24 protein-coding genes are annotated in these 24,190 nt (G+C 69.6%); 13 read left to right on the top strand and 11 right to left on the bottom strand.

Translation table 11 applies throughout. The annotated features are described in order from the left end of the window. The first annotated feature begins 19 nt into the window (after positions 1-19). The 13 genes from kdpF (at position 20) to BCR55_RS12410 (ending at position 14,526) form a co-directional block, all read left to right on the top strand. Positions 20-112, top strand: coding sequence for a K(+)-transporting ATPase subunit F (gene kdpF / locus BCR55_RS12350; protein WP_012212987.1), 93 nt, complete (start codon positions 20-22; stop codon positions 110-112). Beyond that, entirely contained in the window at positions 109-1,914 is a 1,806-nt protein-coding gene (gene kdpA / locus BCR55_RS12355) for a potassium-transporting ATPase subunit KdpA (protein ID WP_065494591.1), read from the top strand. Before kdpF ends, kdpA begins: the two co-directional genes overlap by 4 nt. Before the next feature lie 37 nt (positions 1,915-1,951). Continuing rightward, entirely contained in the window at positions 1,952-4,036 is a 2,085-nt protein-coding gene (gene kdpB / locus BCR55_RS12360; protein WP_065494592.1) for a potassium-transporting ATPase subunit KdpB, read from the top strand. A gap of 22 nt (positions 4,037-4,058) precedes the next feature. Then, on the top strand, positions 4,059-4,640 hold the full coding sequence (gene kdpC / locus BCR55_RS12365) for a potassium-transporting ATPase subunit KdpC (RefSeq protein ID WP_065494593.1): 582 nt from the start codon (positions 4,059-4,061) through the stop codon (positions 4,638-4,640). Between the two features lie 151 nt (positions 4,641-4,791). After that, positions 4,792-7,647, top strand: coding sequence for a DUF4118 domain-containing protein (locus BCR55_RS12370; RefSeq protein WP_065494594.1), 2,856 nt, complete (start codon positions 4,792-4,794; stop codon positions 7,645-7,647). Further along, complete coding sequence (kdpE, locus tag BCR55_RS12375; RefSeq protein ID WP_006398756.1) at positions 7,640-8,338, top strand: two-component system response regulator KdpE; 699 nt, start codon at positions 7,640-7,642, stop codon at positions 8,336-8,338. The genes BCR55_RS12370 and kdpE overlap by 8 nt, the downstream gene beginning before the upstream one ends. Before the next feature lie 145 nt (positions 8,339-8,483). Then, positions 8,484-8,771: a DUF333 domain-containing protein gene (locus BCR55_RS12380; RefSeq protein WP_035488708.1), complete on the top strand. Its 288-nt coding sequence runs from the start codon at positions 8,484-8,486 to the stop codon at positions 8,769-8,771. A 112-nt stretch (positions 8,772-8,883) separates the two neighbouring features. Continuing rightward, positions 8,884-9,204, top strand: a complete 321-nt coding sequence (gene sugE / locus BCR55_RS12385) for a quaternary ammonium compound efflux SMR transporter SugE (protein WP_006398760.1) — start codon at positions 8,884-8,886, stop codon at positions 9,202-9,204. Between the two features lie 214 nt (positions 9,205-9,418). After that, positions 9,419-10,036 carry a DUF4126 domain-containing protein gene (locus tag BCR55_RS12390; protein WP_006411039.1) on the top strand — a complete coding sequence of 206 codons (618 nt, stop codon included), beginning with the start codon at positions 9,419-9,421 and terminating at the stop codon, positions 10,034-10,036. Positions 10,037-10,128: 92 nt separating this feature from the next. Further along, positions 10,129-12,624 carry an ABC transporter permease gene (locus tag BCR55_RS12395; protein ID WP_244104617.1) on the top strand — a complete coding sequence of 832 codons (2,496 nt, stop codon included), beginning with the start codon at positions 10,129-10,131 and terminating at the stop codon, positions 12,622-12,624. Positions 12,625-12,667: 43 nt separating this feature from the next. Beyond that, positions 12,668-13,078 carry a group II truncated hemoglobin gene (locus BCR55_RS12400; protein WP_006398765.1) on the top strand — a complete coding sequence of 137 codons (411 nt, stop codon included), beginning with the start codon at positions 12,668-12,670 and terminating at the stop codon, positions 13,076-13,078. 102 nt (positions 13,079-13,180) lie between these two features. After that, positions 13,181-13,912, top strand: coding sequence for an alanyl-tRNA editing protein (locus BCR55_RS12405; RefSeq protein WP_065494596.1), 732 nt, complete (start codon positions 13,181-13,183; stop codon positions 13,910-13,912). Continuing rightward, entirely contained in the window at positions 13,909-14,526 is a 618-nt protein-coding gene (locus tag BCR55_RS12410) for a DUF924 family protein (protein ID WP_065494597.1), read from the top strand. Before BCR55_RS12405 ends, BCR55_RS12410 begins: the two co-directional genes overlap by 4 nt. A 22-nt stretch (positions 14,527-14,548) precedes the next feature. On the opposite strand, the gene BCR55_RS12415 is transcribed toward BCR55_RS12410, so the two are convergent. The 11 genes from BCR55_RS12415 to BCR55_RS12465 all read right to left on the bottom strand — a co-directional run bounded on the left by BCR55_RS12415 (position 14,549) and on the right by BCR55_RS12465 (position 24,033). Continuing rightward, on the bottom strand, positions 14,549-16,450 hold the full coding sequence (locus BCR55_RS12415) for a glycosyltransferase family 39 protein (RefSeq protein ID WP_065494598.1): 1,902 nt from the start codon (positions 16,448-16,450) through the stop codon (positions 14,549-14,551). Between the two features lie 242 nt (positions 16,451-16,692). Next, positions 16,693-17,454: an SDR family oxidoreductase gene (locus BCR55_RS12420; RefSeq protein ID WP_006405584.1), complete on the bottom strand. Its 762-nt coding sequence runs from the start codon at positions 17,452-17,454 to the stop codon at positions 16,693-16,695. A 25-nt stretch (positions 17,455-17,479) separates the two neighbouring features. Then, the gene (locus tag BCR55_RS12425) at positions 17,480-18,061 is read right to left on the bottom strand and encodes a TIGR00730 family Rossman fold protein (RefSeq protein ID WP_006405583.1); all 582 of its coding nucleotides are present in this window, start codon (positions 18,059-18,061) and stop codon (positions 17,480-17,482) included. After that, positions 18,058-18,792 (bottom strand): TetR/AcrR family transcriptional regulator, encoded by a 735-nt coding sequence (locus BCR55_RS12430; protein WP_006411041.1) that lies wholly within the window; start codon positions 18,790-18,792, stop codon positions 18,058-18,060. Before BCR55_RS12430 ends, BCR55_RS12425 begins: the two co-directional genes overlap by 4 nt. Before the next feature lie 190 nt (positions 18,793-18,982). After that, positions 18,983-19,519, bottom strand: coding sequence for a diacylglycerol kinase (locus tag BCR55_RS12435; protein WP_006398773.1), 537 nt, complete (start codon positions 19,517-19,519; stop codon positions 18,983-18,985). After that, positions 19,516-20,550, bottom strand: coding sequence for a glycosyltransferase family 1 protein (locus BCR55_RS12440; protein ID WP_006405580.1), 1,035 nt, complete (start codon positions 20,548-20,550; stop codon positions 19,516-19,518). The genes BCR55_RS12435 and BCR55_RS12440 overlap by 4 nt, the downstream gene beginning before the upstream one ends. Positions 20,551-20,579: 29 nt before the next feature. Next, complete coding sequence (locus tag BCR55_RS12445) at positions 20,580-21,518, bottom strand: UDP-2,3-diacylglucosamine diphosphatase (protein ID WP_006411031.1); 939 nt, start codon at positions 21,516-21,518, stop codon at positions 20,580-20,582. Between the two features lie 222 nt (positions 21,519-21,740). Further along, on the bottom strand, positions 21,741-22,247 hold the full coding sequence (locus BCR55_RS12450; RefSeq protein ID WP_006411042.1) for an RDD family protein: 507 nt from the start codon (positions 22,245-22,247) through the stop codon (positions 21,741-21,743). Positions 22,248-22,253: 6 nt separating this feature from the next. Beyond that, positions 22,254-23,021: a DUF3106 domain-containing protein gene (locus tag BCR55_RS12455; protein ID WP_006405577.1), complete on the bottom strand. Its 768-nt coding sequence runs from the start codon at positions 23,019-23,021 to the stop codon at positions 22,254-22,256. A gap of 26 nt (positions 23,022-23,047) precedes the next feature. Continuing rightward, positions 23,048-23,473, bottom strand: a complete 426-nt coding sequence (locus BCR55_RS12460; protein ID WP_006398778.1) for a DUF3619 family protein — start codon at positions 23,471-23,473, stop codon at positions 23,048-23,050. Next, positions 23,470-24,033 (bottom strand): RNA polymerase sigma factor, encoded by a 564-nt coding sequence (locus tag BCR55_RS12465; protein WP_012213003.1) that lies wholly within the window; start codon positions 24,031-24,033, stop codon positions 23,470-23,472. The genes BCR55_RS12460 and BCR55_RS12465 overlap by 4 nt, the downstream gene beginning before the upstream one ends. Between the last annotated feature and the right edge of the window lie 157 nt (positions 24,034-24,190).

Consider the following 24,190-nt stretch of genomic DNA (forward strand, 5'->3'; position numbering starts at 1 on the left):
ACGGCCGCGGGGGGCGCGCATGACCTGGATGCTGTGGCTCGCGGGGATGTCCGCCGCGCTGTTGTTCGCGTATCTCGTCTATGCGCTGCTGCGCGCGGAGGACATCGAATGAACGCGAACAACCTGTTTCAGACGCTGCTGTTCATCGTCGTGCTGCTCGCGGCCGCCGTACCGGTCGCGCGCTATCTGACGGCCGTGATGGACGGCAGTTCGCGCGTCGTGCGCGTGTTCGCGCCGCTCGAACGCGTGCTGTATCGCATTGCGGGCGTCGACGCCGGCACCGAGATGAACTGGAAGCAGTATGCGATCGCGACGATCGCGTTCAACGCGCTCGGTGCGCTGTTCCTCTATGCGCTGCTGCGCGTGCAGGGCATGCTGCCCGGCAACCCGCAGCAGTTCGGCGCGATGACCGTCGACGGCGCGTTCAACACGGCCGTCAGCTTCGTCACCAACACGAACTGGCAGGACTACACGCCCGAGCAGACGGTCAGCTACCTGACGCAGATGCTCGGCCTGACCGTGCAGAACTTCCTGTCGGCGGCGACCGGCATCGTCGTCGTGATCGCGCTGATCCGCGGCTTCGCGCGCCACACCGCCCAGACGATCGGCAACTTCTGGGTCGACCTGACGCGCGTGACGCTGTATGTGCTGGTGCCGATGGCGGCGATCGTCGCCGCGCTGCTGATGAGCCAGGGCGTGATCCAGAACCTGAAGACGTACCAGGACGTGCCGGTGCTGCAGGCGAGCACCTATGCGGCGCCGAAGCTCGACGCGCAGGGCAACCCGGTGAAGGACGACAAGGGCAATGCGGTGACGGTGCCCACGCCGCTCACGAAGCAGACGCTCGCGATGGGCCCGGTCGCGTCGCAGGAAGCGATCAAGATGCTCGGCACCAACGGCGGCGGCTTCTTCAACGCGAACTCCGCGCATCCGTTCGAGAACCCGACGCCGTTCGCGAACTTCCTGCAGATCTTCGCGATCCTGATCATCCCGGCCGCGCTGTGTCTCGTGTTCGGCCGCATGATCGACGATCGCCGGCAGGGCGTCGCGGTGCTCGCCGCGATGACGGTCGCCTTCGCGGTGGCGATCGGCGTCGAGGTGAGCGCCGAGCAGGCCGGCAATCCGACGCTCGCTGCACTTCACGTCGACCAGTCGACCAGCGTGCTGCAGCCGGGCGGCAACATGGAAGGCAAGGAAACGCGCTTCGGCATCGCGCAGACCGGCATCTTCACGGTCGCGACCACGGCCGCGTCGTGCGGCGCGGTCGACACGATGCACGATTCGCTGACGCCGCTCGGCGGCCTCGTACCGATGCTGCTGATGCAGCTTGGCGAGGTGGTGTTCGGCGGTGTCGGCTCGGGGCTCTACGGGATGCTCGTGTTCGCGCTGCTTGCGGTGTTCGTCGCGGGGCTGATGATCGGCCGCACGCCCGAATATGTCGGCAAGAAGATCGAGTCGTACGAGATGAAGATGGTGTCGATCGTCGTGCTGCTCACGCCGCTGCTCGTGCTGGTCGGCACGTCGATCGCCGTGCTCGTCGATGCGGGCAGGGCCGGCATCGCGAACGCCGGCCCGCACGGCTTTTCGGAAATCCTCTACGCGTTCAGCTCGGCCGCGAACAACAACGGCAGCGCGTTTGCGGGCCTGACGGTCGGCACGCCGTTCTACAACTGGATGACCGCGATCGCGATGTGGTTCGGCCGCTTCGGCACGATCGTGCCGGTGCTCGCGATCGCCGGCTCGCTCGCGTCGAAAAAGCGCATCGCCGCGACGAGCGGCACGCTGCCGACGCACGGCCCGCTGTTCGTCGTGCTGCTGCTCGGCACGGTGCTGCTGGTCGGCGCGCTGACCTACGTGCCGGCGCTCGCGCTCGGCCCGGGCGTCGAGCATCTGATGATGTGGCTGGGCGCATGACGCGCGGCCGAAACGACAAGGCATCGAAGAGATCGCAATGACTCAACATTCCGCTACCCGCTCCATGTTCGACCCGGCGCTCGTGCGTCCGGCGATCGTGGCGTCTTTCAAGAAACTCACGCCGCGTACGCAGTTCCGCAACCCGGTGATGTTCTGCGTGTACGTCGGCAGCATCCTGACGACGGTGCTATGGATCGCCGCGCTCACGGGGCAGGCCGACGCGCCGGCCGGCTTCATCCTCGCGATCGCGCTGTGGCTGTGGTTCACGGTCCTGTTCGCGAACTTCGCGGAGGCGCTCGCCGAAGGGCGCTCGAAGGCGCAGGCCGCGTCGCTGCGCAGCGCGAAGAAAGACGTGATGGCGAAGAAGCTCAACGAGCCGCATCCGAAGTCGCCGATCCGCATCACGACCGCGTCCGACCTGCGCAAAGGCGACGTCGTGCTGGTCGAGGCCGGCGACGTGATTCCGGCCGACGGCGAGGTCGTCGACGGCGTCGCGTCGGTCGACGAATCGGCGATCACCGGCGAATCGGCGCCGGTGATCCGCGAGTCGGGCGGCGACTTCTCGTCGGTGACGGGCGGCACGCGCGTGCTGTCCGACTGGATCGTCGTGAAGGTGACGGCGAACCCCGGCGAGGCGTTCCTCGACCGGATGATCGCGATGGTCGAAGGCGCGAAGCGCAAGAAGACGCCGAACGAGGTCGCGCTGACGATCCTGCTCGTCGCGCTGACGATCGTGATGCTGCTCGCGACCGCGACGCTGCTGCCGTTCTCGATGTTCTCGGTCGACGCGATGAAAGCCGGCCACGTGGTGACGATCACGGCGCTCGTCGCGCTACTCGTCTGTCTGATCCCGACGACGATCGGCGGCCTGCTGTCTGCGATCGGCGTGGCCGGGATGAGCCGGATGATGCAGGCGAACGTGATCGCGACGTCGGGCCGTGCGGTCGAGGCGGCCGGCGACGTCGACGTGCTGCTGCTCGACAAGACCGGCACGATCACGCTCGGCAATCGCCAGGCGTCGCTGTTCGTGCCGGCGCCCGGCGTGACGGAGGAGGCGCTGGCCGACGCCGCGCAGCTCTCGTCGCTCGCCGACGAGACGCCCGAAGGCCGCAGCATCGTCGTGCTCGCGAAGGAGCGCTTCAACATCCGCCAGCGCGACATGGCGCAGCTGCATGCGACGTTCCTCGGCTTCTCCGCGCAGACGCGCATGAGCGGCGTCGACCTGCCGGGGCGCGAGATCCGCAAGGGCGCGGCCGACGCGATCAAGCGCTATGTCGAGACGCACGGCAGCCGCTTTCCCGACGAAGTGCGGCGCGCGGTCGACGACGTCGCGCGCCGCGGCAGCACGCCGCTCGTCGTGGCCGAGCTGCAGCAGGGCGCGGCGCGCGTGCTCGGCGTGATCGAGCTGAAGGACATCGTGAAGGGCGGCATCAAGGAGCGCTTCGCGGAGCTGCGCAAGATGGGCATCAAGACCGTGATGGTGACGGGCGACAACCGGCTGACGGCCGCGGCGATCGCGGCGGAGGCGGGCGTCGACGACTTCCTCGCGGAAGCGACGCCGGAAACGAAGCTCGCGACGATCCGCGAGCATCAGGCGGCCGGACGCCTCGTCGCGATGACGGGCGACGGCACCAACGACGCGCCGGCGCTCGCGCAGGCCGACGTCGCGGTCGCGATGAACACCGGCACGCAGGCCGCGAAGGAAGCGGGCAACATGGTCGACCTCGATTCCAACCCGACCAAGCTGATCGAGATCGTCGAGATCGGCAAGCAGATGCTGATGACGCGCGGCTCGCTGACGACGTTCTCGATCGCGAACGACATCGCCAAGTATTTCGCAATCATCCCCGCCGCGTTCGTGACCACCTATCCGCAGCTGAAGGTGCTCGACATCATGCATCTGAGCTCGCCCGCGTCGGCGATCCTGTCGGCCGTGATCTTCAACGCGCTGATCATCGTCGCGCTGATTCCGCTCGCGCTGAAGGGCGTCGCGTACCGGCCGCTCGGCGCCGCGTCGCTGCTGCGCCGCAACCTGCTCGTGTACGGCCTCGGCGGCGTGCTACTGCCGTTCCCGTTCATCAAGCTGATCGACATGACGCTCGCCGCGCTCGGCTGGGTCTGATGCGCCACTCGAAGGAAACATCATGAAATCGTTGATTCGTCCGCTCGTCGTGATTTTTGTCGTGCTGACCGCCGTCACGGGGCTCGCGTATCCCGCGGTGCTGACCGCGTTCGGCCAGGCCGTGTTCCCGTGGCAAGCAAACGGCAGCCTGATCGAGCGCAACGGCCAGGTCGTCGGCTCCGCGCTGATCGGCCAGTCGTTCGATGCGCCGAAGTATTTCTGGGGCCGGCTCTCGGCCACCTCGCCGATGCCGTACAACGCGGCCGGCTCGGGCGGCTCGAACTTCGGCCCGCTGAACCCGTCGCTCGCCGAGCAGGTGAAGGCGCGCATCGCCGCGCTGCGCGATGCGGGCACCGACCTGTCGAAACCGGTGCCGGTCGATCTCGTGACGGCGTCGGCGAGCGGCCTCGATCCGGAGATCACGCCGGCCGCTGCCGCCTACCAGATCGAACGCGTCGCCAACGCGCGCCATCTCGCGCGCGAGACGGTCGCGCAGCTCGTCGCCGCGAACACGACGGGGCGCCAGTTCGGCGTGCTCGGCGAGCCGCGCGTGAACGTGCTGAAGCTGAACCTCGCGCTCGACGCGGCGCAGGCCGCACACTGAGCATGCGGCGCGGCACGTGCCGTCCGGTGCGACACGTGCCGCGCCGGATGCGGGTTTTTCGACGGCGCGCGCGCCGTCTTTGCCTTTTGCGGCGATTTGGACCGACAATGCCTTCACTTGCGCGCTCCCGGGCGCTCCGCCTTCCGCCAGCATGAACCGCCCCGATCCCGATCAACTGCTCGACAAGCTGCAACGCGACGAGGAAAAGCAGCGGCGCGGCCGGCTCAAGATCTTCTTCGGCGCGTCGGCCGGCGTCGGCAAGACCTACGCGATGCTGCAGGCCGCGCGCCAGCGCAGGCAGGACGGCGTCGATGTGGTGGTCGGCATCGTCGAGACGCACGGCCGTGGCGAAACCGCCGCGCTGCTCGACGGCCTCGACGTGCTGCCGCTCGCGCGCATCGACTATCGCGGCCGCACGCTGGCCGAATTCGATCTCGACGCCGCGCTCGCACGCGCGCCGCAGCTGATCCTCGTCGACGAGCTCGCGCATTCGAACGTGCAGGGCGCGCGGCACCTGAAGCGCTGGCAGGACGTGTACGAGCTGCTCGACGCGGGGATCGACGTCTATACGACCGTCAACGTCCAGCATCTCGAAAGCCTGAACGACGTGGTCGGCGCGATTACCGGCATCCGCGTCTGGGAGACGGTGCCCGACCGCGTGTTCGACGCGGCCGACGAAGTCACGCTGGTCGACCTGCCGGCCGAGGAATTGCTCGCGCGGATGCGCGACGGCAAGGTCTATCTCGCGCAGCAGGCCGAGCGTGCGGTGCGCAACTTCTTCCGCAAGGGCAACCTGATCGCGCTGCGCGAACTGGCGTTGCGGCGCACCGCCGATCGCGTCGACGCGCAGATGCGCGAATACCGTGCGGACCGTTCGATCCAGCGCATCTGGCAGGCGCGCGAACGCTTGCTCGTCTGCGTCGGCCCGGGCCCCGAGGCGCCGACGCTGGTGCGCGCGGCCGCGCGGCTCGCGGCGAGCCTGAAGGCCGACTGGATTGCCGTGTATGTCGAGACGCCGCGCCTGCAGCGGCTGCCCGATGCCGAGCGGCAGCGCACGCTCGACGCACTGAAGCTCGCGGCCGAACTCGGCGCGGAGACGGCCACGCTCGCCGGCGGCGATGCGGTCGCCGCGCTGATCGGCTATGCGAAGGTGCGCAACGTGTCGAAGCTCGTCGCGGGCGGCTCGCAGAAGACCGGCCTCGCGCGCTGGTTCGCACGCCCGTTCGGCGACCAGCTTGCCGAGCGCGCCGGCGACGTCGACCTGATGCTGATCCGTGCGTCGGCGAGCGACGAGGTGCGCGCGGCGCCGCTCGACGCGCGCGTGCGCGACTGGCGCGACGCGTTCGCGCGGCTCGGCGGCCGTCGTTCGCCGCCGCGCCACTATGCGTACGCGGCCGCGATCTGCGCGGCGATCACGGTCGTCGCGAGCGTCGTCGCCGAGCGGCTCGACCTGACCAATCTCGTGATGCTGTACCTGCTCGGCGTCGTGTTCTCCGCGGTGCGGCTCGGACGCGGCCCGGGCGTGCTGCAGTCGTTCCTGTCGGTGGCCGCGTTCGATTTCTTCTTCGTGCCGCCGCGCATGTCGCTGTCGGTCAGCGATACGCAGTACCTGCTGACCTTCTTCGGGATGCTGCTGACGTCGCTCGTGATCAGCCACCTGACGTCGAGCCTCACGCGCGAGGCCGACCTCGCGCAGCGCCGCGAACGCCGTACCGGCGCGATCTATGCGATGGCGCGCGAGCTGGGCGCGGCGCTGACCACCGAGCAGATCGTCGAGATCGGCAGCCGCCATGTGGCCGAGGTGTTCCGCGCGCGCGTCGCGATCCTGCTGCCGGACAGCGCGGACCAGGTGCAGCAGAAGATCGAGGATCCCGACGCGACCGTCACGCTGACCGGCGCCGATCTCGACAGCGACGTCGGCCAGTGGGTATACGACCAGCAGAAGCCGGCCGGCCGCGGCACCGACACGCTGCCCGCGACGATCGCGCTGTACTTGCCGCTGAAGGCGCCGATGCGCACGCGCGGCGTGCTCGCGGTTGCGTCGAACGAGCCGCGCGAGCTCGAAGTGCCCGAGCAGCGGCGGATGCTCGACGCGTTCGCCGCGCAGATCGCACTCGCGCTCGAGCGCGTGCATTACGTCGACATCGCGCGCGACGCGCTCGTCAGCATGGAATCCGAGCGGCTGCGCAACTCGCTGCTGTCGGCGATCTCGCACGACCTGCGCACGCCGCTCACGACGATCGTCGGCTTCTCCTCGATGCTCGCGAACGCTCGCGCCGCTGCACCGGCGGGCGACGCGGCCGCTGCCGCGCGCATCGCGCAGCGCGAAGGCGAACTCGTCGACGCGATCCACGACGAAGCGCTGCGCATGACCGGCATCGTCACGAACCTGCTCGACATGGCGCGGCTGCAGGCCGGCAGCCTGCAGCTCAAGCGCCAGTGGTCGCTGCTCGAGGAGACGGTCGGCGCGGCGCTGGCCGCCTGCAAGCGCGTGCTCGCGCGCCATCCGGTGCGCGTCGCGCTGCCGCCCGACCTGCCGCTGCTGCAGATGGACGCGGTACTGATGGAGCGCCTGTTCACCAACCTGTTCGAGAACGCGGCGAAGTACACGCCGCCCGACACGCCGATCGAGATCCGCGCGGAGCGCGTGACCGACGACGGCGCGCCCGACGCAAGACCGTTCGTGCGCGTGCATGTCGACGATCGCGGCCCCGGCCTGCCGGCCGGCATGGAAACGCGGATCTTCGACAAGTTCACGCGCGGCGAGAAGGAATCGGCGACGCCCGGCATCGGGCTCGGCCTCGCGATCTGCCGCGCGATCGTCGAAGCGCACGGCGGTAGAATCGGCGCACTCAACCGCACCGCGCCCGACGGCCGCGTGACGGGCGCGCGCTTCTGGTTCACGCTGCCGGTCGACACGCCGCCGGACACGCCCGCCGCGCCCGACGACGAACCCGACGCGCTGCCCGCGCCATCCTCCTCCGAATCATCGCCCGACCATGAGTGAACCGAGCCTGACCGTCGTTCTGATCGAGGACGAAAAGCAGATCCGCCGCTTCGTGCGCGCCGCGCTCGAAGAGGAGGACATCGCCGTGTTCGAGGCCGAGACGGGCAAGCAGGGGCTGATCGATGCGGCGACGCGCCAGCCCGATCTCGTGATCGTCGATCTCGGCTTGCCCGACACCGACGGGCTCGACGTGATCCGCGAACTGCGCGGCTGGTCCGAGGTGCCGGTGATCGTACTGTCCGCGCGCACGCAGGAAGAGGAGAAGGTCGCCGCGCTCGACGCGGGCGCGGACGACTACCTGACCAAGCCGTTCGGCGTGTCCGAGCTGCGCGCGCGGATCCGTGCGCAACTGCGCCGGCGCAACCAGGGCGGCGCGAACGAATCGCCGAAGGTCAGTTTCGGCACCGTGAGCGTCGATCTCGCGCTGCGCCAGGTGTGGCGCGACGGCGAGATCGTCCACCTGACGCCGCTCGAATACCGGCTGCTCGCGACGCTCGTGCGGCACGCGGGGCGCGTGCTCACGCACCGTCAGCTGCTGCGCGACGTGTGGGGACCGTCGCATGTCGAGAGCCATCACTACCTGCGCATCTACATGGCGCACCTGCGGCAGAAGCTCGAGCGCGATCCCGCGCAGCCCGAGCATATCGTCACCGAAACCGGCGTCGGTTACCGGCTGGTCGGCGCCGCGTGAAAGCGGCCCGCGCTGCGTCACGGCGCGGCTTTCGTATGACTTCCGCGGCATCGTGTCCGCCGCGCATCGACACGCGCGGATCCGCACAGCGCCGCCCATTCCCCGTTATGCTCACCGTTCCGGAACAATAAACGAGGAGCGTGCCATGCTCGTCCGTTTCGCTGTCTCCTGCGCCCTGGCATTTGCCGTGTCCGACGCGCTCGCGCAACCGCTGCCGCCCGGGCAGCAGCCGGCGCAGACGTCCCGGCCGGCGCTGGCCAACCCCGCATCGGTCAACTGCGAAAAGCTCGGCGGCCGGCACGTGATCCGCAGCCTGCCGCGCGGGCAGGTCGGCATGTGCGTGTTCAAGGACGGTCGCGTGTGCGAGGAATGGACGCTGTACCGCGACGATCGCTGCGTCGGCGGCGTCGTGCCGAAGCGCGTCGCGCAGTAACGGGGCGGCCGACGCGCATACCGGCGGCTTGCTATACTCGGCGCCGCCCGGGGACGACCCCGGGTCATTCGCTTCAACGGGGACGGCCCCATCCGATACGGAGTGCGTCGAGATGGCGTGGGTATTGTTGTTGATCGCCGGTTTGCTGGAAGTCGCGTGGGCGGCCGGCATGAAGTCGTCGGAAGGTTTCACGAAGCTCGGCCCGTCGGTGTTTACGATCGTCACGGCGCTGGCCAGCTTCGGGCTGCTCGCGGTCGCGATGCGTCAACTGCCGCTTGGCACCGCCTATGCGGTCTGGACGGGCATCGGCGCCGTCGGCGCGTTCGTGTTCGGCATCGTGATGATGGGCGAGGCGCTGACCGTCGCGCGCGTCGCGAGCGCCGCGCTGATCGTCGTCGGGCTGATCGGCCTGAAGCTGTCGTCGGCCGCGTGAGGCCTGCGCCGGCCGCCGCGCCTTGCGCCGCATGGGGGAATTGCGGCGGCCGGACCGATACGCTGTCTATAATGGAACGCATTCGGGTCTGAAAGCCGTTTCGCCGCCGTTCGAGGGCGCGGCGGCATCCTCGGCCGCCACGCGCCGCGCGGCCGCATATATCGATTCGACCCGGCCGATCGGCAAAGGCACGGCACGTGCAAGGGAGAGGGCCATGATCGAAGCCATTTCGCTCGGCGCGGGGCTCGCTTGGGCGAGCGGCCTGCGCCTGTACCTCACCGTGCTGATCGCCGGCGTGCTGGCACGCGTCGGCTGGCTGCATCTGCCCGATACGCTTGCCGTGCTGACCTCGCCGTGGGTGATCGGCGCCGCCGCCGTGCTGGCCGTCACCGAATTCCTCGCCGACAAGATCCCCGCATTCGATTCGCTGTGGGATGCCGTGCATACGTTCATCCGCATCCCGGCCGGCGCCGTGCTCGCGGCCGGCGCGCTCGGCCACGCCGATCCGACGGTGCTGGCGGTCGCGGGCCTCGCGGGCGGCTCGCTCGCCGGCGCCGCGCATGTCGCGAAGGCCGGCACGCGCGCGCTGATCAACCTGTCTCCGGAACCGATCTCGAACTGGGTCGCATCGTCGACCGAGGACGGCCTCGTGTTCGGCGGGCTCGCGCTCGCGTTCTTCGTGCCGCTCGTGTTCCTCGTGCTGCTCATCGCGTTCATCGCGTGCTCGGCTTGGGCGTTGCCGCGGCTGTGGCGCGGTGTGTCGGGCGGCTTTCGCGGGATGGCGACGCACATGGTGTCGCGGCTGAACTCGATCGGAGGCAAGCGCGATTGACCGAGCCGTCGACGCCCGCGCGCACTGATCTGCGCCCGACTGCACCAGCCGGCCGCTTCGGCCGGCGCGACCTGATCCGCCAGGCCGCGCGGATGACGGCGCGCGACTGGCGCGCCGGCGAGTTGACGCTGCTCGTGCTCGCACTGGTCCTCGCCGTTGCCGCGCTGACGAGCGTCGGCTTTCTCGCCGACCGGCTGCGCCAGGGGCTCGAGCGCGATGCGCGGCAAATGCTCGGCGCCGACTTCGTCGTCCGCGCCGATCATCCGGTCGATCCGTCGTTCGATCGCGAAGCGCGTGCGCTGGGACTGCGCACCGCGACGACGGCCATCTTCCCGAGCATGATCGCGTCGACGTCGGGCGGCGACGCGGCGCCCGCGCGTCTCGCGGCCGTGAAGGCCGTGTCGCCGGCGTATCCGCTGCGCGGCGCGGTCGAGATCGTGCCGGCCGGTGCGACGGCGGCGCGCAAGGCGACCGCCATTCCGGCGCCCGGCACCGTGTGGGCCGACCCGGCGCTGCTCGACGCGCTGCATCTGAAACCCGGCGACGCCGTGCGCGTCGGGCAGCGTACCTTCACGGTGGCCGCCTCGATTTCCCGCGAACTCGATCGCGGATTCTCGTTCGTCAATTTCTCGCCGCGGCTGATGATGCGTGCGGACGAACTGGCCGCGACGGGGCTGGCCGGCTACGGCAGCCGCGTCACGTACCGGCTGCTCGTCGCGGGCGCACCGGAGGCCGTCGTGCGCTTCGAAGCCTATGCGCACGCGCGCGTCGACGGCGGCAAGCTGCGCGGCGTCGGGCTCGAATCGCTGCAGGAAGGCCAGCCGCAGGTGCGGCAGACGCTCGATCGCGCGCGCCATTTCCTGACGCTCGTCGCGCTTTTGACCGCGCTGCTCGCGGCGGTCGCGATCGCGATGGCGGCGCAGCGCTATATGCGACGCCACCTCGACGGTTGCGCGACGATGCGCTGCCTCGGCGTGAGCCGCCGTACGCTCGGCGCGCTGTTCGCGCTCGAATTCGCGGGCGTCGGCGTCGTGTCGGGCCTCGCGGGCGCGGCGCTCGGCTACGGCGGCCACTGGGTGCTGCTCGCCGCATTGGGCGGGCTGATCGACGTCGTGCTGCCGGCGCCGACGCCGTGGCCCGCGCTCGTCGGCATCGGCGCCGCGCTGGTGCTGCTGCTCGGTTTCGCGCTGCCACCGCTCGCGCCGCTCACACGCGTGCCGCCCGTGCGCGTGCTGCGCCGCGACTGGGGCGACGCGTCGCGTACCGCGTGGGCCGCCTATGCGCTCGGCGTCGTGCTGTTTGCCGGGCTGCTGATCGCCGCGGCCGGCAACCTGACGCTCGGCCTGATCGTCGCGGGCGGCTTCGCCGGTGCGCTGGTCGGTTTTGCGCTGATCGCGCGGCTCGCGCTGTTCGCGGCCGCGCGCGCGGTGCGCAACGCGCGTGTGAGCGCGGGCGTCGGCTGGCGCTATGCGCTCGCGTCGCTGCATCGGCGCGGAACCGCGAGCGCGCTGCAGATCACCGCACTCGCGCTCGGGCTGATGTGCCTCTTGCTGATCGCGATCACGCGCAACGATCTGGTCGCCGGCTGGCGCGCGTCGATGCCGCCCGATGCGCCGAACCAGTTTCTGATCGACATCCAGCCCGACCAGCGCGACGACGTCGCGGCCTATCTCGCCGCGCACGGCGTGCGCGACGCGGTGCCGGCGCCGATGGTGCGCGGCCGGCTCGTCGCGATCAACGGCAAGCCGGTGAACCCCGACGCCTATCGGTCCGACGAAGCACGCCGGCTCGTCGATCGCGAGTTCAACCTGTCGTATACGACCGTGCTGCCGTCCGACAACCGGATCGTCGAAGGCGACTGGTTCGGCAGCGCGTCGACGCCGCAGATTTCGATCGAGGCCGGCCTCGCGAAGACGCTGAACGTGAAGCGCGGCGACGTGCTGCGCTTCGACGTGACGGGCCTGACCGTCGATGCGCCGGTCACGAGCGTGCGCAAGCTCGACTGGGGCACGTTCCGCGTCAACTTCTTCGTGCTGATGCCGCCCGCGGTGCTGAAGGATTTCCCGACCGTCTATCTGACGAGCTTCCATCTGCCGGCGTCCGACGCGGCGTTGCTGGACCCGCTGATCGCACGCTATCCGAACCTGACCGCGATCGACGTCGCGCCGATCCTCGCGCAGCTGCAGCGCATGATGCTGCAGGTGGTCGGCGCGGTGCAGTTCCTGTTCGCGTTCACGCTCGCGGCCGGCGTGCTCGTGCTGTACACCGCGCTTGCCGGCTCGCGCGACGAACGTGTGCGCGAGGCCGCGCTGCTGCGCGCGCTCGGCGCGTCGCGCGCGCAGGTCAACGCGGTGCAGCGCGCGGAGTTCGTGGTCGTCGGCGCGCTCGCCGGCGTGCTCGCAGCGGCCGGCGCGATCGCGGTCGGCTGGGTGCTCGCGTCGCGCGTGTTCGACTTCCAGCTCGCCGTCGATCCGTGGCTCGTACCGGCCGGCATCGCGGCCGGCGTCGCATGCGCCGGTGCGGCCGGCTGGCTGAGCCTGCATAATGTGCTGCGGCGCCCCGCGCTGCAGTCGCTGCGCGACGCGTGAGCGTGGCCGGCGGCTTCCGACGATCCTGATTCAGACTATCCGTATGACCGATGTGAATGACGATGCGCCGTCGCAGCCGACGGCGTTCGAGCTCGTGGGCGGCGAAGCCCGCGTGCGCGAAATGGTGGACCGCTTCTACGACCTGATGGACCTCGAGCCCGAGTTCGCGCAGATCCGCGCGCTGCATCCGGCATCGCTCGACGGCTCGCGCGACAAGCTGTTCTGGTTCCTGTGCGGCTGGCTCGGCGGGCCCGACCACTACATCAGCCGGTTCGGCCATCCGCGGCTGCGCGCGCGCCATCTGCCGTTCCCGATCGCGTCGGTCGAGCGCGACCAGTGGCTGCGCTGCATGGCGTGGGCCATGGAGGACGTCGGGCTGCCCGAGCCGCTGCGCGAGCGGCTCATGCATTCGTTCTACGACACGGCCGACTGGATGCGCAACCGGCCCGGTTGATCGACCGGTACGCCGCCGTTCTCGCGTGCGGCGATCGGCGCTGGGCCGAGGCGCGCCGCGGCGCGACACTGTCCGCTTTCCCTTCGATACGAGATCTGCCCGATGACGACACAAGCGCTATTTCGCGACGACGCCTATCTTGCGCACTGCGAGGCGATCGTCGAGGCCGTCGGCGACGACGGCATCCGGCTCGACCGCACGGTGTTCTATCCGCTCGGCGGCGGCCAGGCCGGCGACGCCGGCACGTTGACGCTGCCGGACGGCGGCACGATCGCGATCGCCGACACGCGCAAGGCGAAGTTCGACGGCGCGACGCCCGACGATGCGGTGCACGTGCCCGCGTCGGGGCAGGACGCAGATGTCGCGGCGCTCGCGCCGGGCACGCGCGTGGTCGCGACGATCGACTGGGTGCGCCGCTACCGACACATGCGGCTGCATACGGCCGCGCATCTGATGTGCGCGGTGCTGCCGTACGCGGTCGACGGCTGCAGTGTGACGGCCGACTACGTGCGGCTCGACTTCGCGACGTCCGATGCGATCGATCGCGACGACGTCGAGCGGCGCCTCGCGGAGCTCGTGCGCGGCGCGCATCCCGTCACGACCGAATGGATCACCGACGAAGAGATGGCCGCGCGGCCGGAGCTCGTGCGCACGATGAGCGTGAAGCCGCCGATGGGGCTCGGCCGCGTGCGGCTGCTGCGCATCGACGGTGTCGATCTGCAGCCGTGCGGCGGCACGCACGTGCGCAACACGTCGGAGATCGGCGCACTGCGCGTTGCGAAACTGGAAAAGAAGAGTGCGCGCACGCGGCGCCTAGTGCTGGAGTTCGCATGACGCGCGACGCAGCGGCGAACGACACGGCGGCACTCGATCCGCGCGCGCGCGAGGTGCTCGACTTCTGGTTCGGCGAGCCGGGCTCGGCCGAATTCGGCCACGCGCGCAAGATCTGGTTCAAGGGCGGCGCGGCGTTCGACGACGTGCTGCGTGCGCGCTTCGGCGCGCTGCACGATGCCGCCTGCGAAGGCGCGTGCGATCACTGGGCCGCGACGCCGCTCGGCGCGCTCGCGCTGATCATCGTGCTCGATCAGTTCTCGCGCAACATGCATCGCGGCACACCGCGCGCGTTCGCGGCCGACAAGAAGGCGCTCGCGCTCGCGCGCCGGGTCGTGTCGGCAGGGTGGGATGCGCAGTTGCCGAGCGGCCATCATCGCGCGTTCGCGTATCTGCCGTTCGAGCACGACGAGGCAGACGAGAGTCAGCGCGAGGCCGTGCGGCTATGCGCGGGCATCCGCGACGAGGCAGGCTGCGCCGGCTATCACGACTTTGCGCTGCGGCATGCGGCCGTGATCGCGCGGTTCGGGCACTTTCCGCATCGGAACGCGATTCTCGGCCGCGCGTCGACCGACGAAGAGGCGGCGTTTCTGCGGCAGCCCGGTTCGTCGTTCTGACGGCCGGCGGCGCCGGCGCCGATCACGGCTCGTACTGCTCCTCCGGCGTGCGCACGTACACGCGCAGCAACTCGGCGTCGTCGCCGGGCCGCGCGCCGGACCAGAACAGTTTCCATTCGCTGCCGGGCGCCGGATCGACGGCCCGCACGCCCTGCACGATCATCCACGTGCAGCGCGTCGCCTTCGCGTCGTCGGTCGGGATGTGCTCGATGCCGGAGAAGTAATAGAGCATCGGCGCTTCCGATTCGCCGAGCCCGTGCAGGCTCGCCATGCAGTCGCCGTCGTTCCATTCGAGCGCGAGATGCGCGTTCAGATCGTCGAACACCGACCGGTAGCTCTTCGCGACGTCGAGCCACGGCAGCAGCAGCGTATAGACGAGCCCCCACGCGACGAGCGCACCGGCGGCCCACGACAGCACGCCGCGCCAGCGGCCGGTCGCGCGCAGCAGCGGCAGGACCGACAGCCAGCCGAGCGTCAGCGCGAGCGCGCCGGCGACGAGCGCGGGCTCGACCGGGATCGTCCAGTCGAGCGGCAGCCAGCGGCCGAGCGGCGCGAGCCGTTCGCGCGACGCGGACGAATCGGCCATGATCGACCAGATCGCCCACGCGAGCCCGACCACGGTGCCGAACAGCACGCGGCTTAGATAGTCCCACGCGGTATGCAGCCGGTACGGCAGCCGCTCGACGGCCAGCGCGGCGACCAGCGCGAGCGGCGCACAGAACGGCAGGATATAGAGCTGGCGCGACGTCGCGGAGATCTGCAGCACCGTGAGGCCGATGCCGGCGAACAGCAGCGGCAGCGCGATGCGCGGCGCGCGCCAGTCGCGCCATGCGCCGCGCGCGACGGCCACGAGCGCGAGCGCGAGCGGCGCGACCGGGAAGCCGACCGTCAGGAAGGCACGCACGATGAAGAGCGGCTTGTCGTTTTCCGCCCCGAGCTCGGGCACCGAGAAGCCGAAGAAGCGGCCGACGTTGTTGTCCCAGAACCAGGCGGCGAACAGCGTCTCGGAGCGCATCAGCAGCGCGATCGGCCACACGAGCGCGAACGGCGCGAACACGATCGCGGCCACGCCGAGCGCACGTGCGAACGCGCGCGACCGGCAGGCAGGGTAGAGCGCGAGCACCGCGACGAGCGTCGCGGCGAACACGAGCGGCACGAACAGCCCCTTCGCCATCAGCGCGATGCCGACGCCCGCGCCGAACAACGGCGCGGCCCAGCGGTTCGCGCGCCGCGCGGGCAGTCCATGCCGGACGCGGCGCGCGTCGGCGGTATGTGCGATCACGAGTTCGAGCAGTCCGCAGAAGCCCATCGCGGTGCCGGCCAGCAGCGCGACGTCGGTCATCATGTCGTGGACGTGCTTGATCACGACGAGCGTGCTCGCGCAGAGCGCGACCGTGCCGATCACGCGCAGGTCGAATACGCTGTCCGCGCGATGGGCGACGCGCGCCGCGCGCGCGACGAATGCGAACGCGAGCGCGACGAACAGCGCACTCGCGAGCCGCGCCGCATCGTGCAGCGGCATCACGCGCTGCAGCAGCCACGCGAGGCTCGTCGCGACCCACGCGTAGAGCGGCGGCTTTTCCATGAACGGCTGGCCCGCATTGGTCGGCACGACGAGATCGCCGGTCTCCAGCATGTGCTGGATGATGCCGAATGTATAGGTCTCGTCCTGCTTCCACGGGTCGTGGTCGAGCACGCCCGGCAGCGCGTACGCACAGAACACGATCGCGGCCAGCAGCCAGGCGCGCCAGCCGAGCCGCGCGAGGCTGCCGCTGCGCACCGCATCGGTCGTGGCGTGTGCGGTCGCGGCGCCGGCGTCGTGCGTGTCGGCGAGGTCGGCGCCGGCGGTGCCGGCCGAACGGACGTGCTGAGCCGGGGCGGACACGGACGTGCGTCGCCGGCTGGACGTGGCGGTTCCAGACATGGAAAGGGATCTCGGGTCGATCGTGCCGGTCCTGCAGCGGACGGGGACCGGCAAAGGGCCGCATCGGTGCGGCGAAGGACGGACGGCGCGGCCGTCTGTCTGACTGGCCGCTAGTAGAGCACGAAATTGTTACGGATGTTTACAGGAACTGTCACGGAATTGTGGAGATTTGTGGTGTCGTGACGGATCCGGGCCGCAACGCACGGCGCGGTTATCGGGCGCGGTACGACGGGCAAGCGCGCCTACCGGCCGCCGCCGACGTCGAGCAGTGTGCCGGTCGTGTACGACGCGGCGTCGCTGAGCAGCCAGACGATCGCTTCGGCGACTTCATGCGCTTCGCCGGCGCGCCCGAGCGGCGATTGCGCGCCGAGGCGCGCGGCGCGGCCGGGCTGGCCGCCGCTCGCGTGGATGTCGGTCTCGATCAGGCCCGGACGCACCGCATTGACGCGCACGCCGTGCGGGCCGAGTTCCTTGGCGAGGCCGACGGTCAGCGTGTCGACGGCGCCTTTCGAGCCAGCGTAGTCGACGTATTCGTTCGGCGAACCGAGCCGCGCGGCGATCGACGACACGTTGACGATCGCGCCGCCGCGGCCGCCGCGATCGGTCGACAGGCGGCGCGCGGCTTCGCGCGCGCACAGATACGCCCCGAGCACGTTCGTGTCGAACATCCGCGTGAGCCGGTCGAGCGGCATGTCGGCGAGCGGCATCGACGGCGCGACGATGCCCGCATTGTTGACGAGCGCGTCGAGCCGGCCGAACGCGGCCGCGACCGCGTCGAACATCGCGACGACATCGGCTTCGTTCGCGACGTCGCCGGCGACGACGCACGCGCGTCCGCCCGCATCGCGCACGGCCTGCGCGGTGTGTTCGGCCGCTGCCGCGTCGCGCGCATAGTTGATGCCGACGTCCCAGCCGCGTGCGGCCGCGAGCACGGCCGTCGCGCGGCCGATGCCGCGGCTCGCGCCGGTGATGAGAACGGCCTTGCGGTCGGACGGTGCGGTCATCGCGTGCGGCTCCGGGCGGAACGGGTTATTTCGCGGCGTCCTGCGCCCACTTGTCGCGGGCGGGCGGCTGATAGCGGCGCAGCCGGTCGATCAGCCCGGCCGGCTGCGAGTCGATGCAGAGCGCGTCGAAATAGGTCGCGCGCATGAAGCCTTCGTCGACCGTATGACGCAGCAGCGCGATCAGCGGATCGTAGAACGAATCGATGTTGTACAGCGCGACCGGCTTGCGGTGATAGCCGAGCTGCGCCCACGTATAGACCTCGAAGAACTCCTCGAGCGTACCGGCGCCGCCCGGCATCGCGACGAACGCATCGGCGAGGTCGGCCATCATCTTCTTGCGGTGATGCATGTCGGGCACGACGTGCAGCTCGGACAGCCCCGTGTGGCCGACTTCCTTGTCGACGAGCAGTTCCGGAATCACGCCGACCGCACGGCCGCCGGCCGCCATCACTTCGTCGGCGATCACGCCCATCAGTCCCACGCGGCCGCCGCCGTAGACGAGCGTGAGGCCCGCGTCGACGAGCGCGCGGCCGAATGCGCGTGCCGCTTCGGTATAGACGGGACGCGCGCCGGGCGCGGACCCGCAGTAAACGCAAACAGCCTTCATTGCTTCGTGTCCTTCGCGGCCGCCGCCGCACGCGGCGAACCGTCGCGCGGCGGCAGGTAGTCGGTGAATTCGCGCTTCGGCAGCTTGCCGGACACGAGATCGTCGAACAGCTGGCGCGAGCGCCCGCGCAGATACGGCGCCATCACCGAGATCACATGCATGCTGACCTGGTGCAGCTCCTCGCGGATCGCGTCCTGGTCGTTGTACTTGCGCGGATGCATGACGTACTGATACGACAGCCAGTACGTCGAGATCACGGCCATGTTGGTTGCGATCACTTCGATTTCGGCGGGCGTCGCGACCATCTCCGCATCGGACACGAGCAGTTCGCACATCTCGCGCGCGAAGCGCACCTTGTGGCTGATGATCTGCTTGAAGTGCGTCTCGAGCGTGCGGTTGCGGGCGAGCAGGTCGTTCAGGTCGCGATACAGGAACCGGTAGGTCCACATGAAATCGGCCATGTACTGCAGATACGACCAGGTTTCGTCGATCGTCGGACGGTGATCTTCGGGGAAGCGCAGACGCCGTTCGATCTGCTGCTCGAACTGCGCGAAGATGCTGTTGATGATGTCGTCCTTGTTGCGGAAATGGTAGTACAGGTTGCCTGGACTGATTTCCATTTCCTCGGCGATCGTCGTCGTCGTGACGTTCGGTTCGCCGATCTCGTTGAAGAGTTTCAACGACAACTCGAGAATCCGTTCGCGGGTGCGGCGGGGAGGTTTCGCTTCCATGTCGTCCGGCCCTGTGTGTGCCGGACTGGCGGGCGCTGCAGATGCTGCGGATTCGTCCGGCGCGGGTTGCTGTGCTCAATCTAGCGGACGATTATAAACCGGGGTTTCGCGACACCGCGCGCATTTCGTGATTCGGTGCGCAGCGCGCGGATGGTGCAGCGCCGCACGCGCAGAGTGCGCAGGTGCGCGCCTAGAAGCCGAGCCAGCGCGCGACGACCGGCCCGAGCACGAAGCCCCACGTCGTCACGCAGGCGAACAGCGCGACCGTCACGGCCGCGCTGCCGAGGTCCTTCGCGCGTTTGGACAGCTCGTGGCGCTCGAGCGAGATGCGATCGATCGCGGCTTCGACGCTCGAATTCAGCAGCTCGACGATCAGCACGAGCAGCACCGAGCCGATCAGCAGCGCGCGCGACGCGGCCGGCACCGGTGCGAATGCACCGATCGGCAGCATCAGTGCCGCCAGCGTGAGCTCCTGACGAAACGCGCTTTCTTCGCGGATCGCGACGCGAAAGCCATTCAGCGAATGCTTGAGCGCGTACCACGCGCGCGTGATCCCGCGGTGGCGCTTGTACGGATTCGGCGGCAGCGGCGACAGCGGATCGTCGGGCCCGAGCGGTTCGTGCGCATGCGCGTCCGTGTCGGCATGCGCGTCGTCCTCGTCGAACGGCCCGTGCCGCGTCGGCATCGCGGCGGGCAGCGCGGTCTTGTCGTGCAGATCTCGTTTCAAACGGCGGCACCTTCGGCAGGCGAGTACGCGGTCTTCGGCAGCGGCTTCAGGTGCGACGCGAACTGCTCGGACGCCGCGCGCCAAGAGAAGCGCTCGGCCCACGCACGCGCGGTCGAGCGTTCGATCTTCAGCGCTTCGAGGCAGGCTTCCTGCAGATCCTCGTGCATCGCGCCGGCGCCGCCGTCGCCGAGCACGTCGATCGGGCCCGTCACCGGATAGGCGGCGACCGGCGTGCCGCAGGCGAGCGCCTCGAGCAGCACGAGGCCGAACGTGTCGGTGCGACTCGGGAACACGAACACGTCGGCCGCAGCATACACCTTCGCGAGCTCGGCCTGCGACAACACGCCGAGATAGTTCGCCTCCGGATAGCGCGACTTCAGCTCGGCGAGCGCCGGACCTTCGCCCGCGACCCACTTCGAGCCCGGCAGATCGAGACGCAGGAACGCTTCGACGTTCTTCTCGATCGCGACGCGCCCGACGTACAGGAAGATCGGCCGCGCGGTATTGAGCACCTTCGACTCCATCGGCCGGAAGATGTCGAGGTCGACGCCGCGCGTCCACAGCACGACGTTCGTGAACCCGTACTTTTCGAGATCCTCCCGAACCACGGGCGTCGGCGCCATCACCGCGAGCGACGGGCCGTGGAACCAGCGCAGGAAGCGGTAGGTCGCCGCGAGCGGAATTCCGAAGCGCGCCTGCACGTATTCGGGAAAGCGCGTGTGATAGGCGGTCGTGAACGGCAGCTTGCGTGCGCGCGCGTAACGGCGCGCGGCGAGGCCGAGCGGACCTTCGGTCGCGATGTGCAGTGCGTCGGGTGCGAATGCGTCGATCCGTTCGCGCAGCTTGCGATACGGCAGGATCGACAGGCGGATTTCGGGATAGGTCGGGCAGGGCACCGTGCGGAATTCGAGCGGCGTCAGCAGTTCGACGCGGTGGCCGAGCGCGGTGAGCTCGCGCGACGTGCTCTTCAGCGTGCGCACGACGCCGTTGACCTGCGGTTCCCACGCGTCGGTGACGATCATGATCTTCATCGCGGCATGTGTCCTGTAAGAGGTGGAGGTCAGGCCGCGGCGCGCGTCTTGCGCGCCGGGGCGGCGGACGGTGCGGTGCGCATCACCGTCCAGTAGACGATCTTCAGTTCGCCTTCCAGCGTTTCGACGAGCGCGGACAGGCTCTCGACCCAGTCGCCGTCGTTGCAATACAGCACGCCGTCGATGTCGCGGATCTCGGCCTTGTGGATGTGTCCGCACACGACGCCGTCGCAGCCGCGCCGGCGCGCTTCGTCGGTCATCACGCTCTCGAACTGCGAGATGAAGTTGACCGCGTTCTTGACCTGATGCTTCAGGTACTGCGACAGCGACCAGTACTGGAAGCCGAGCCGGCTGCGGATCCGGTTGAACCAGCGGTTCAGCACGAGGATCAGCGTGTAGAGCGTGTCGCCGAGATACGCGAGCCATTTCGCGTGCTGGATCACGCCGTCGAACAGGTCGCCGTGCACGATCCACAAACGTTTGCCTGCGAGCGTCGTATGGAACGCTTCGCCGCGCACCTGGATGTCGCCGAACGCGAGGTCGCAGAACTGCCGCGCGCCCTCGTCGTGATTGCCGGGGATGTAGACGACCTGCGTGCCCTTGCGCGCCTTGCGCAGGATCTTCTGCACGACGTCGTTGTGCGCCTGCGGCCAGTACCAGCCCTTCTTCAGTTGCCAGCCGTCGATGATGTCGCCGACCAGATACAGGTATTCCGACTCGTTGTGGCGCAGGAAGTCGAGCAGGTACGACGCCTGGCAGCCGCTCGAGCCGAGATGGATGTCGGACAGCCAGATCGTGCGGTAGCGGTGCGCGGGCGGCGCCGGATCGTCGTGTCGCGAGACGGGCTCGGCGGGCGCCGCGTCGCGCGACGGCGTGTCGGTCGCGGCGGCGCCGGACAGGAACGCGGTGGCGGCGCGGGCGCCGAAAGGGTGACGGAACAGGGAGGTCGCGGACGTTTTCTGGCCCATGCATGACTCGCGCCGGTTGACATGACAGGCATTGCGCCATGCGGGCGTGACTGCGCCATGACAGTCACAAGACGTTCTTATTACGTCCCGTGCGGTATGTTTAGCAGTGAATGTCGCGCTGTTGCGCGGCGTGCGTTGGACGTGGGCGAGGCCGGCGCGGCCAGGCAGGCCGGCGTTTTCGTCGGACGGATGAGCGCGGCGCGAACGATGTCGCGCGCAGCGTCAGTGCGGCATCGCGACGATGCGCGTGCGCGCGAGCCGGTCGTGCGGAAACTGGCGATCCGCGTGCAGCCGGGCCGCGCCGGCCCAGACGACGATCCACGCGGCCGCGAGCGCGAGCGTGACGGGCACGGACAGCCCGAGCAGCGGGTGCAGCGCGAGCGGCGGCAGGAACCACAGCCAGCCGAGCGCATAGCGGACGATCGCGTGACCCGCGCTCAGCGGCCGGCCGTTCGCGGCTTCGAGCCGCAGCCGCCAGGTCTTCATCGGCAGCGTCTGGCCGCCGTGCGTCCAGAACCAGACGAAATACGCCCCGACGACGAGCGCGATCCAGGCGGCAAGCAGGTTGTGATGGACGAGGCCGTTGCGTTGCTGCGTCGCCAGGCCGAACGCGAGGCCCGCGAAGAATACGACGCCGAACAGCAGCACGGCCTCGTAGAGCATCGCGGCGAGCCGCCGGCGGACGGACGGCACGTCGGCCGCGGCGGGAAGGGCGGACGTGTCGGCCACGGCCGCTCAGGAGCCTTTGAAGAGCGACGGCGCGTCCGCCGGCGACACCGGCGTCACGGTCGCGGGGACGGACGTCGTACCGGCGCCGGACGACGCGACGGCCGGCGGCGTCGCGGTGCCGGCCGAGGCCGACGCCGGCGCCGGCACGACCGCCGGGCTGCTGGCCGGCTGCACACGCCCGTTGACGATCCGGCGCACGTCGCGATCGGCGCCGGTCGGCGGCGCGCTGACCACGCTCGGCCGGCGACGGCGCTCGGCGGCCGCCAGGCGTTCCTTCTGTTCCGGCGGCAGCTGCTGATACGCCTTCCACGCGCGTTCGCGTGCCTGCGCGGACAGCGCCTTCGCGCTCTGGTAGTTCTCGCGCGCGACGCGGCGCTGCTCGGGCGTCATCCGCACCCATTCGGACATGCGGGCCTGCAGGCGTTTCTGTGCTTCAGGCGTCATTTTCTGGAAACGTGACGCGATCTTCAGCCATTTGCGCTTGCGTGCTTCGCTGAAGCCGTCCCACTGATCGGCGAACGGCGCGAGCGCCTCGCGCTGCGCCGCGCTCAGGCGCGCCCACGACAGCGGGCCGTTGGCGACCGGCAGCGGAAGCGGCAGCGGCGCGAGATCGGCGCCGAGCGCGGTCGCCGCCGACGACGGCGCGGGCGTGCTGGTTGCCGCGGCGGTGGTCGCGGCGGGTGTCGGGTGGAATCGCGGATACGTGGCCACGTACGACACGGCGACTGCGATCACGCATCCGAAAAATACGGCCAGGCCGCGCTTCTGACTCACCCGTGCGATCCCCTCGTTGTTGTCTGTTAGCGTGCGTGCGAAAGATACGCGTTGAACCCGTGGTCGAGATAGGCGTTGAGCGGCAGGTCGTCGCTGAGCATGGCCGCGTCGATGTCGGCGAGCTCGGCGGTGCGCTGCATGTCTTCCCAGTACGCGATGCCGACGAGCCCGGCCAGCAGCAGCGCGAGCGGCCATGCGCGCAGCAGGCGGCGCGCGAACGACGCCTGCGGACGGTTCGCGCGGACGGGCGCATGCGCGCCGGCCGCGCCGGCGAAGGCGGGCACGAACACCGGCGCGGTGGCCGCTTCGGGTTTCTTGCGCGCGAGCGCGGCGCGGCGGGCCGCGGCCAGCCGCTCGGTGGTGGCGCCGGGCAGCGCGGCCGCGCGCTCGTCGAGCGCGCGACGCACCTTCAGCGCGAATTCGAGTTCTCGGTTTGCGGGAGCGGAGCTCATAGCGTGATTCCTTTGGCCTTGAGCGCTAGCGCCAGGGCGTGGGTGGCTCGCGAGCAATGCGTCTTGACGCTGCCTTCGGAGCATCCCATCGCGGCTGCAGTCTCGGCGACATCCATATCTTCCCAGTAACGCATCAGGAACGCTTCCCGTTGACGCGCCGGCAATTTCTGGATCTCTTCGTCGATCAGGGCCAGAACCTGTTCGCGCTCGAGGCGATGCTCGCTGCTCTCCACGCCGGGATTGTCGTCCGCGGTCTCGAGCGTTTCGAGCGGGTCGAAATCGTCGTCGTCGGTGGTATTGAGCGACGAGAACAGCGTGACCCACGTGTTGCGGACCTTCTGCCGGCGAAACCAGTCGTGGATCGCGTTCTGCAGAATCCGCTGGAACAGCAGCGGCAGCTCGGCCGCCGGCCGGTCGCCGTATTTCTCCGCCAGCTTGATCATCGCGTCCTGCACGATGTCCAGCGACGCATCGTCGTCACGCACCGCGTACGCAGCCTGCTTGAACGCGCGCCTTTCGACGCCCGCCAGAAAGTCGGCGAGTTCCTTGTCTGATGCCATTCCGTGAAGGTATGCGCTGCGGACCGCTGCGTGGTGTGAAAGGTCGAAAAATTTCGTAAAACCCGCGGATGCTAACAAATTTTCGCGCCGCTTGGCACCGACGCGCGGCGTACGCGTTGTGCGCGAGCCGCGCCGGTCGTGCGTGTCCGGCCGCGCA

Origin of the sequence: Burkholderia sp. CCA53 (assembly GCF_001685525.1) — a bacterium.
Lineage (GTDB): Bacteria > Pseudomonadota > Gammaproteobacteria > Burkholderiales > Burkholderiaceae > Burkholderia > Burkholderia multivorans.